Origin of the sequence: Actinomadura sp., assembly GCF_044508335.1 — a bacterium.
Taxonomy (GTDB): Bacteria; Actinomycetota; Actinomycetes; order Streptosporangiales; family Streptosporangiaceae; genus Spirillospora.
The window spans coordinates 9,501-19,231 of sequence record NZ_JBIQHY010000083.1 but is presented as its reverse complement, the minus strand read 5'-3'; the positions used below and the strand labels follow the sequence as shown (position 1 = coordinate 19,231).

At 69.7% G+C, this 9,731-nt stretch carries 11 protein-coding genes; 10 read left to right on the top strand and 1 reads right to left on the bottom strand.

The features are described 5' to 3' along the window. Positions 1-34 precede the first annotated feature (34 nt). The 9 genes from tilS (at position 35) to ACIWVC_RS24260 (ending at position 7,679) form a co-directional block, all read left to right on the top strand. Complete coding sequence (gene tilS / locus ACIWVC_RS24300; RefSeq protein WP_396452635.1) at positions 35-1,033, top strand: tRNA lysidine(34) synthetase TilS; 999 nt, start codon at positions 35-37, stop codon at positions 1,031-1,033. A gap of 127 nt (positions 1,034-1,160) precedes the next feature. Continuing rightward, a complete protein-coding gene (gene hpt, locus ACIWVC_RS24295; RefSeq protein ID WP_396452619.1) occupies positions 1,161-1,724 on the top strand; it encodes a hypoxanthine phosphoribosyltransferase in 564 nt (187 codons plus the stop codon). Positions 1,725-2,061: 337 nt separating this feature from the next. After that, the gene (gene ftsH, locus ACIWVC_RS24290) at positions 2,062-4,065 is read left to right on the top strand and encodes an ATP-dependent zinc metalloprotease FtsH (RefSeq protein WP_396452621.1); all 2,004 of its coding nucleotides are present in this window, start codon (positions 2,062-2,064) and stop codon (positions 4,063-4,065) included. 32 nt (positions 4,066-4,097) lie between these two features. Beyond that, positions 4,098-4,706 carry a GTP cyclohydrolase I FolE gene (gene folE / locus ACIWVC_RS24285; protein WP_396452637.1) on the top strand — a complete coding sequence of 203 codons (609 nt, stop codon included), beginning with the start codon at positions 4,098-4,100 and terminating at the stop codon, positions 4,704-4,706. A 217-nt stretch (positions 4,707-4,923) separates the two neighbouring features. Beyond that, positions 4,924-5,796, top strand: a complete 873-nt coding sequence (folP, locus tag ACIWVC_RS24280) for a dihydropteroate synthase (RefSeq protein ID WP_396452639.1) — start codon at positions 4,924-4,926, stop codon at positions 5,794-5,796. Beyond that, positions 5,793-6,230, top strand: coding sequence for a nuclear transport factor 2 family protein (locus ACIWVC_RS24275; RefSeq protein ID WP_396452623.1), 438 nt, complete (start codon positions 5,793-5,795; stop codon positions 6,228-6,230). Before folP ends, ACIWVC_RS24275 begins: the two co-directional genes overlap by 4 nt. Beyond that, positions 6,227-6,592: a dihydroneopterin aldolase gene (gene folB, locus ACIWVC_RS24270; RefSeq protein ID WP_396452625.1), complete on the top strand. Its 366-nt coding sequence runs from the start codon at positions 6,227-6,229 to the stop codon at positions 6,590-6,592. The genes ACIWVC_RS24275 and folB overlap by 4 nt, the downstream gene beginning before the upstream one ends. Beyond that, positions 6,589-7,176: a 2-amino-4-hydroxy-6-hydroxymethyldihydropteridine diphosphokinase gene (gene folK, locus ACIWVC_RS24265; protein ID WP_396452627.1), complete on the top strand. Its 588-nt coding sequence runs from the start codon at positions 6,589-6,591 to the stop codon at positions 7,174-7,176. Before folB ends, folK begins: the two co-directional genes overlap by 4 nt. Beyond that, positions 7,173-7,679: a DUF3180 domain-containing protein gene (locus ACIWVC_RS24260; protein WP_396452629.1), complete on the top strand. Its 507-nt coding sequence runs from the start codon at positions 7,173-7,175 to the stop codon at positions 7,677-7,679. Before folK ends, ACIWVC_RS24260 begins: the two co-directional genes overlap by 4 nt. Before the next feature lie 19 nt (positions 7,680-7,698). Here the strand turns inward: ACIWVC_RS24260 and ACIWVC_RS24255 are convergent, their stop codons facing one another. Continuing rightward, entirely contained in the window at positions 7,699-8,847 is a 1,149-nt protein-coding gene (locus ACIWVC_RS24255) for an NADH-quinone oxidoreductase subunit D (protein WP_396452631.1), read from the bottom strand. A gap of 79 nt (positions 8,848-8,926) precedes the next feature. On the opposite strand from ACIWVC_RS24255, the gene ACIWVC_RS24250 reads away from it, so the two are divergent. Beyond that, on the top strand, positions 8,927-9,607 hold the full coding sequence (locus ACIWVC_RS24250) for a PH domain-containing protein (RefSeq protein ID WP_396452633.1): 681 nt from the start codon (positions 8,927-8,929) through the stop codon (positions 9,605-9,607). Positions 9,608-9,731: the final 124 nt, after the last annotated feature.

The window sequence follows — 9,731 nt, the reverse complement described above, 5'->3', positions numbered from 1 at the left end:
GCCACCAGGGCTGTCTGGTGGTAGACGTTTCACCATGGGGCCTGATCCGGCGGTGGCGGCGGTACGTCTCGCGGTGCGGCGGGTGCTCGACCGCCTGCCGCAGGACAAGACGGTTCTGGCTGCATGCAGCGGAGGCGCCGACTCCCTTGCGCTCGCCGGCGCGCTCGCCTTCGAAGCGCCCAGGGCCGAACGTTCCGCAGGCGGCGTGACCATCGACCACGGCCTTCAGGACGGCTCGGACGAGCGCGCCGACGCCGTAGTCCGCACCATGGCCGACCTCGGGCTCGACCCGGCGGGATCCATCGCGGTCACGGTCGACGGGCCGGGAGGCCCGGAGAACGCCGCTCGCGACGCCCGCTACAAGGCACTCGACGAGGCGGCTCAGCGGCTGGGGGCCGCGGCCGTGCTCCTCGGCCACACCCAGGACGACCAGGCAGAGACCGTCCTTCTGGGGCTGGCGCGCGGTTCCGGTGCCCGTTCCCTGTCCGGAATGCCCTCCGAGTTCACTCGGCAGGGCGTCCTCTATATCCGGCCCTTGCTGGACCTGGACCGCGCCACCACACGACGGGCCTGCAAGGCGATGGGCCTCGAACCATGGGACGACCCGCACAACGTCGACCCCTCCTACGCGCGCGTGCGCGTGCGGCACCAGGCCCTACCCGCCCTGGAGAAGGCTCTAGGGCCCGGAGTGGCCGAGGCGCTGGCTCGGACGGCCAGGATGCTCCGGGACGACGCGGACGCCCTGGACGACCTGGCAGCCCGCTCCTACGCCGAGCTGGAGGAACCCGGCGAAGACGGGTACCGGGTGGGGCTCCGCGTGGCGGGGCTCGAAGAGCTGCCCAGAGCGGTCCGCACCAGGGTGTTGCGGATGGCGGCGGTGAAGGCCGGCAGCCCACCGGGTACGCTCGCGGCGGTTCATGTCGATGCGGTGGACCGGCTGGTCACGGCCTGGCACGGGCAGCGGCACGTGGATCTGCCCGGGGGGCTCCGCGCCGTCCGGCGGTATGGGAAGCTGCTGTTCGGTCCGGCATGACCTCGCGTCGTGTGCGAACCGCCGCACGGCGCGTCCGCGGCGCGCACCGCGTACACGGCGCGTGCGGCGGTGTCCGTCCTGTGTCCGTCCCACCGGACGGGCGAGGCTGAGCGATGAGGGTGTTTTTGTGGACGAGAAGGACCTGGGCGCCGACCTGGCGAAAGTGCTGATCCCCGAGAGCGACCTGCAGGCCAAGGTGCGGGAGCTCGCCGAGCAGATCGACGCCGACTACGCGGGCAGGGACCTGCTGCTCGTCGGGGTCCTCAAGGGCGCCGTCATGATCATGGCGGACCTGGCGCGGGCGCTGCACTCGCCCGCCTCGATGGACTGGATGGCGGTGTCGTCCTACGGCTCGGGCACGAAGTCGTCCGGCGTCGTGCGCATCCTCAAGGACCTCGACACCGACATCCTCGACCGGCACGTCCTGATCGTGGAGGACATCGTCGACTCCGGCCTCACCCTGTCGTGGCTTGTGAGCAACCTTCGTTCGCGCGGCCCCGCCTCCCTTGAGATCTGCGCGCTGCTGCGCAAGCCGGAGGCGGTCAAGACCGACATCGAGGTGAAGTACATCGGTTTCGACATCCCCAACGAGTTCGTCATCGGGTATGGGCTCGACTATGCGGAGAAGTACCGGAACCTTCCGTTCGTCGGGACGCTGGCGCCGCACGTCTACGGCGGCGACGGGGCCTGATCCGCCCCTGGGAGGCAGGGCCGGTCAGAGCCTCGCAAGCCGTCCCAGGGAACAAGGAACCGTGACGAATCGTTGCAAGGATCGTTGACGGGTATATGGAAGGGATGCGGGAGAACGGCTCGGCTGCGTCTCCTGCGCCTGCGGTGTACCGTCGGTGTCCCGGACCCGGTTCGGGGAGCGATATGAGGGAAGCCGCCAGGATGGGTCCGAAGCCCTGGGCGACGGGCCTTTCGTTGGACGCATTGTTGGTCGCAGTGGCGTTCGTCCCCCGGGACGGGCGGGGATCGCACACAGACGTTGGTCAGGAGGGACGGGCCCCGTAGGGGTAACCGGATAAATGGACGTGAAGCGCTACTTTCGCGGGCCGCTGCTGTGGATCCTGCTGTTCGGCATCTTGGTCGCCCTCGTCATGTGGGGCGTCAACCCCGGCCGTTCGTTCGAGAAGGTGGACACCTCCAAGGTGGTCCAGGAGATCAACGCCGGCCAGGTGAAGTCGGCCAAGATCGTTGACAAGGACCAGCGGATCGAGGTCACCCTCCACAACGACAAGCGCCAGCAGGCGTCCTGGGTCGACGGCCAGGGGCTCCAGCTGCAGCAGGAGCTCCAGAAGCAGGCCGACGCGGGCAAGCTCCCCGGCGGCTACAACGTCGATGTCCCCAAGCAGAGCTTCTTCCTGAACCTGCTGTTCAGCCTGCTGCCCATCGTGGTCATCGTGCTGATCTTCCTGTTCATCATGAACCAGATGCAGGGCGGCGGCTCGCGGGTGATGAACTTCGGCAAGTCCAAGGCCAAGCTCATCACCAAGGACACCCCGAAGACCACCTTCGCCGACGTGGCCGGGGCCGACGAGGCCCTGGAGGAGCTGGAAGAGATCAAGGACTTCCTGCAGAACCCGGCGAAGTTCCAGTCGATCGGCGCCAAGATCCCCAAGGGCGTCCTGCTGTACGGCCCTCCGGGCACCGGTAAGACGCTGCTGGCGCGCGCCGTGGCCGGCGAGGCCGGCGTGCCGTTCTACTCGATCTCCGGCTCGGACTTCGTGGAGATGTTCGTCGGCGTCGGCGCGTCCCGCGTCCGCGACCTGTTCGAGCAGGCCAAGACCAACGCCCCGTCGATCATCTTCATCGACGAGATCGACGCCGTCGGCCGGCACCGCGGCGCGGGCCTCGGCGGCGGCCACGACGAGCGGGAGCAGACCCTCAACCAGCTGCTGGTCGAGATGGACGGCTTCGACGTCAAGGGCGGCGTGATCCTGATCGCCGCGACGAACCGCCCCGACATCCTCGACCCGGCGCTCCTGCGCCCCGGGCGGTTCGACCGCCAGGTCACCGTGGACCGCCCCGACCTGGAGGGCCGCAAGGGCATCCTGCGGGTGCACGCCCGCGGCAAGCCGTTCGCGCAGGACGTCGACCTCGACGTCATCGCGCGGCGCACCCCGGGCTTCACCGGCGCCGACCTGGCCAACGTCATCAACGAGGCGGCGCTCCTCACGGCCCGCTTCGACCGCAAGCTGATCGACATGGACACCCTTGAGGAGTCCATCGACCGCGTCATGGCCGGGCCGGAGCGCAAGACCCGCGTGATGTCGGAGAAGGAAAAGAAGATCATCGCCTACCACGAGGGCGGGCACGCTCTGGTGGCGCACGCGCTGCCGAACTCCGACCCCGTGCACAAGGTGACGATCCTTCCGCGCGGGCGGGCCCTGGGTTACACCATGACCCTCCCGATGGAGGACAAGTTCCTCACCACGCGCTCCGAGATGACCGACCAGCTCGCCATGCTCCTGGGCGGGCGGACGGCCGAGGAGCTGGTGTTCCACGAGCCGACCACGGGCGCGGCCAACGACATCGAGAAGGCCAGCTCCATCGCCCGCAACATGGTGACCGAGTACGGCATGAGCGAGCGCCTGGGCGCGCGCAAGTTCGGCTCCGGCCAGGGCGAGGTCTTCCTCGGCCGCGACATGGGGCACGAGCGCGACTACTCCGAGGACATCGCGTCCGCGATCGACGACGAGGTCCGCCGGTACATCGAGGCCGCCCACGACACCGCCTGGGAGATCCTCGTCGAGTACCGGGACGTCCTGGACGAGCTCGTCGTCAACCTGATGGAGAAGGAGACCCTGTCGAAGGACGAGGTGCTGGAGATCTTCGCGCCGATCCAGAAGCGGCCGCACCAGAACTCCTACACCGGCTACGGCAAGCGCCTCCCGTCCGACCGCCCGCCGGTGCTGACGCCCAAGGAGCTGGCCCTGCTCGGCCCGCAGGACGTCACCGACCTGACCAAGAGCAACGGCCAGGGCGGCGTGACCTCCGACACGGTCGACCCGTCCCAGGGCGAAAGCTGACCGTCTTGGCGATTCCGTACGACGAGGCGCCGATGGAGAACGACCCGCCGGGCGAGACCGTGCACGGCGGGCGTTTCGATCACGCGCGCATCGAGAAGGCCGTCCGCGAGATCCTCATCGGCATAGGCGAGGATCCCGACCGCGACGGGCTGCGCGACACCCCGGCGAGGGTGGCGCGCGCGTACGCCGAGCAGTTCGCGGGCCTCAGGCAGACGCCGGAGGACGTGCTCACCACGGTGTTCGACGCCGACCACGAAGAGATGGTCCTGGTGAAGGACATCGAGGTCTACTCCGTCTGCGAGCACCACCTGGTGCCCTTCCACGGCGTGGCCCACGTGGGGTACACGCCCAACAAGAAGGGGCAGATCACCGGTCTGTCGAAGCTCGCCAGGCTGGTGGACGTGTACGCGCGCCGGCCGCAGGTGCAGGAGCGGCTGACCAGCCAGGTCGCGGACGCGCTGATGAGGGTGCTGGAGCCGCGCGGCGCGATCGTGGTGATCGAGGCGGAGCACCTGTGCATGACGATGCGCGGCGTGCGGAAGCCGGGCGCGAAGACGGTGACGTCGGCGGTGCGCGGCGACTTCCGCGATCACGCCGAGACCCGGTCCGAGGCGATGAGCCTCATCCTGGGACGCCACTGACCGTCCGCCCGCCCCGAAAGCCCCCGACCGCCCGAACGGGCCTCAGCGTCGCGCTGAGGCCCGTTCTGCTGGTTCGGGACGGGGTGCCGCCGACCTCATCGGGTGGTGTCCGGCGGCGGGCGGCGGCGCGCCGAGGGGGCGACTTCTGGGCATAGGGTGGGGTGACATGACCAATGCCGTAGTTCCGGGGCTGCCCACGCCAGGGCGGTGCCTCGTCATGGGCGTGGTCAACGTCACTCCGGACTCGTTCTCGGACGGCGGAGCCTGGTTCGATCCAGAGAAGGCCATCCGGCATGGGCTGGACCTTGTCGCGGAGGGCGCCGACATCGTCGACGTGGGCGGCGAGTCCACGCGGCCGGGTGCGCAGCGCGTGTCACGCGATGAGGAACTCCGCCGCGTGATCCCCGTCATAGAGGCGCTCAGCGCCGAGGACATCCCGGTCAGCGTCGACACCATGCGCGCGGAGGTCGCCGAAGCCGCCCTCGGCGTGGGCGCCCGGCTCGTGAACGACGTCAGCGGCGGCCTGGCCGACCCGGACATGCCACGGGTCGTCGCCGCGGCGAACGTCCCCTATGTGGTCATGCACTGGCGCGGCCACAGCCATGACATGCAGACCCGCGCCGTCTACGCGGACGTCGTCCGCGAAGTGCGCGACGAGCTTCTGCAGAGGGTCGATGCCGTCCTGCAGGAGGGCGTCGAACCGTCGATGATCGTGCTCGACCCGGGGCTGGGCTTCGCGAAGAGCCCGAAGGCCGGTCACAACTGGGCGCTCCTGGCCCGGCTCGACGCGCTGACCGCGACCGGGTACCCGGTCCTGGTCGGGGCGTCCCGCAAGAGCTTCCTCACCAAGCTGCTGGCCGACCCCGACGGAACACCCCGCGCGTTCGCCGAATGCGACGACGCCACGGTGGCCACCACGGCGCTGGCCGCGGCGGCCGGGGCGTGGTGCGTGCGCGTCCACCGCGTCCGTCCCAACGCGGACGCGGTGCGCGTGGCGGCGGCCATCACCGCGGCCCGCCCGACCGACGACGAGACTTCGGAACCGGCCGCGGCGGACGGTCGCGCCCAGCGAGGGGGACACCGCACATGAGCCGCGCCATCAACCGCGCCGATGTGGACGAGGTCCACGCCGAGTTCTACGCGGCGTTCGAGGCCGGCGACTTCGACCGGATGTCGGCGGTGTGGGCGGACGGCCCCTACGCGTCCGGCGTCTCGTGCGTGCATCCCGGCTGGACGATGCTCCGCGGCCGTGAGGAAGTGCTCCGCTCCTGGGCGCTCATCATGGCCAACACGACCTACATCCAGTTCGTGCTGACCGATGTCGAGACGGACGTGTACGGGGACCACGCAGTGGTGACGTGTAAGGAGAACGTCCTCACCGCCGATGAGGACACTGAGGCGGGGTTCCTCGCCGGAGGGAGCATCGTCGCGACGAACGTGTTCGTACGGACGGGCGGCGAGTGGCGGCTCTTGCTCCATCATGGTTCGCCAGTCCTCAACGTCGTTGATGCAGAGGAAGAATGAGTCTCGACCGCATCGAACTGCGCGGCCTCCGTGCGCGGGGGCGTCACGGATGCCTGCCCGCGGAGCGTGAGCTCGGCCAGGAGTTCGTGGTGGACGCGGTGCTCGGGCTGGACACGCGCCCCGCCGCCGCCGGGGACGACCTCTCGCGTACCGTCGACTATGGGACGCTCGCCGGCCGCCTGGTCGCGGCCGTCGAAGGCGAGCCCGTCAATCTGATCGAAACGCTGGCCGACCGGCTGGCGACTATATGTCTGGAAGATAGGGCGGTGTCCGAGGTGGAGATCACCGTCCACAAGCCGAGCGCCCCCGTGCCGCACCCCTTCACGGACGTCGCCGTGAAGATCAGGAGGAGTCGCCCATGACAGCGTCCGACCGCATGCCCGACCGTACCGCCACCGGGGGGCACATGCTGGTCCAGCACCGTGTCGTGTTCTCGATCGGCAGCAATCTCGGGGACCGGATGGACAACATCCAGGAGGCGGTCGACGCGCTGTTCGACGCGCCGGGGCTGAACTTCGTGGCGTTCTCCCCGGTCTACGAGACCACGCCGTTCGCACCTCCCGGCGAGACCATCCCCGAGCAGGGCGACTTCCTGAACGTCGTCCTGGTGGCCGACACGCGGCTGCCACCGGAGAACCTGCTCGAACGCGTCCTCAACATCGAGAACTCCATGCGGCGGGAACGCGAGGTCCGCTGGGGACCGCGCACCCTGGACATCGACATCGTCGTGTTCGGTGACATCTCGTCCGATGACCCCGACCTGACGCTCCCGCACCCGCGCGCGCACGAGCGCGCGTTCGTGCTCGTCCCGTGGGCCGACATCGAGCCGGACGTGCTGCTGCCCGGGCACGGCCGCGTCGGCGACCTGGCCCAGGCCAAGCAGTCCGAGGGTGGCCCGTCGGCCGTACGCCGGCGGGAGGACCTGTCCTTGCAGCAGCCTGCATGAAGCCGTCCCGCCCGCTGTTCCTCGCCGCCCTGGTCGTCGTCGTCGCGGTGGTGACCTGGGCGGTGCTCCGCTCCGCCTACGTCTCGCTGCCGCCGCTCCCGTGGACGGCGGTGCCGACGCTGCTGCTGCTGGCCCTCGGCGAGGGGTTCAGCGGATGGAACGTGCTGCGCAGGATCCGCCGGAAGCCCGACAAGATCCGCGTGCCGGAGGCCGGCCGCAAGTCACCGAAGCCGATCGAGCCGATGGCGGTGGCGCGGCTGGCCGCCCTCGGCAAGGCGAGCGCGCACACCGCCGCCCTCATCGCGGGAGTGTTCGGCGGGTTCGCGGTGAACCTGGCGTCCCAGCTCGACAAGCCGACGCCCCGGCACGACTTCTTCGTCAGCGGCGCCACGTTCCTGGCGGCGGTGGTCCTGGTGGCGGCGGCGTTCTTCCTGGAGTACGCGTGCCGCGTGCCGAAGGACCCGGACGAAGAGGAACGCGACCGCCGCGCCTCCCGGGCCTGAGCGCCGGGGAGGCGGGCGGTCATTTGTCGATGTCGCCGACGACGAAGAACATCGAGCCGAGGATGGCGATCATGTCGGCGACCAGGTTGCCCGGCAGCAGTTCCGTGAGGACCTGGATGTTGTTGAAGGACGCCGACCGCAGCTTCATCCGCCACGGGGTCTTCTCGCCGCGCGACACGAGGTAGTAGCCGTTGAGGCCCAGCGGGTTCTCCGTCCAGGCGTAGGTGTGGCCCTCCGGGACCTTCAAGACCTTGGGCAGGCGCTGGTTGATCGGGCCGGGCGGGAGTTCGGCGAGGCGCTCCAGGCAGGCGTCGGCGAGATCCAGGGACGCGTGCACCTGGTCAAGGAGACATTCGAAGCGGGCGAGGCAGTCCCCCTCCGTGCGGGTGACCACACGGACGTCGAGGTCGCCGTAGGCCAGGTACGGCTCGTCCCTGCGCAGGTCGAAATCCACGCCGGACGCTCGCGCGATGGGCCCCGACACCCCGTACTGCAGGATCTGCTCCCGCGTCAGGACACCGACGCCCCGCGTGCGCGCACGGAAGATCTCGTTGCCCATGATGATGTCGTCGATGTCGCCCATGCGGGAACGGACTTCGGACACGGCCTTCCGCGCGCGCGCCGTCCAACCGGCCGGGAGTTCCTCCTTCAACCCGCCGACCCGGTTGAACATGTAATGCATGCGTCCACCGGAGATCTCCTCCATCACCCGCTGCAGAGCCTCGCGCTCGCGGAACGCGTAGAAGATCGGGGTGATGGCGCCGACCTCCAGCGGATACGAGCCGAGGAACATCAGGTGGTTCAGGATCCGGTTCAGCTCGGCCAGGAGGGTCCTCGCCCAGACGGCCCGCACGGGGACCTCCATGCCGAGCATCCGCTCCACGGCGAGGACGACGCCGAGCTCGCTGGAGAACGCCGACAGCCAGTCGTGCCGGTTCGCCAGCACGATGATCTGGCGGAAGTCCCGGACCTCGAAGAGCTTCTCCGCGCCACGGTGCATGTAGCCGACGATGGGCTCCGCGGCCGAGATGCGTTCCCCGTCCAACGTCAGCCTCAACCGGAGCACGCCGTGCGTGGACGGATGCTGGGGGCCGATGTTGAGCGTCATGTCCTCGGTGGCGAGCTCCTTGGCGCCCGCACCGATACCGACGATCCGTTCGGTGGTCATGGTCGCGCCTCCGCCGCTCCGATCACCGCTTCATGGTCCCATGGCGAGCGGTACTCGTTTTCCGGTTGACTAGGGGCCAATGAACGCGAGCCATGGCGAACCGCCGTACGAGCCCGCCGCAGGGCATGGACCCCAGGGCGCGGCGCACCCGCCCGCACCCGCCGGTCCGGGCCCCGGCGGTCAACCGCCAGGTCAAGTACCGGCACATTACCCGCCGCAGCAGACGCCGCAGCAGCAGGCGCAGCAGCAGACGCCGCCCGTCTACCGGGCCGACCAGGCGTTCGCGCCCGGCGGCGGGCTCCAGTGGGCGCCCATCTCGAAACGCCACGCCTGGCACAGGCTTCTCAACGCCGCCCTCTGGGCGATTCCCGTCGGCGGTGTGGGCGCGTTCATCGTGTGGAGGAACGGCGGCACGGTACCGGCGGCGATGTGGATCGCCGCGGTGGTCGTTGTGGTGGCCCTCACCTGGCTGGTCGCGGAACTGGACCGCCGGAGGTACGGCTACGTCGAGCGTGCGGACGACCTCATCGTCACGCACGGGGTGTTCGTCAAGCGGCTCATCGTCGTCCCCTACGGGCGGATGCAGTTCGTGGACGTCACGGCAGGGCTCCTTGAACGGTGGATGGGGATCGCGACGGTCCGGCTGCACACGGCCGCCGCGGCCACGGACGCGACCATTCCGAGCCTGCCCACCGCTGAGGCCGCCCTGCTCCGCGACCGTCTCGCGCAGAAGGGCGAGGAGCGGAGCATGGGGCTATGAGCGGCCCCTACGGCCCATACGGTCCTCCCGGCCGGCCAGGCGCCCACGGCAGGCCAGGTCAACCAGGCCCCCACGGCAGGCCAGGTCAACCAGGCCCCCACGGCAGGCCAGGTCAACCAGGCCC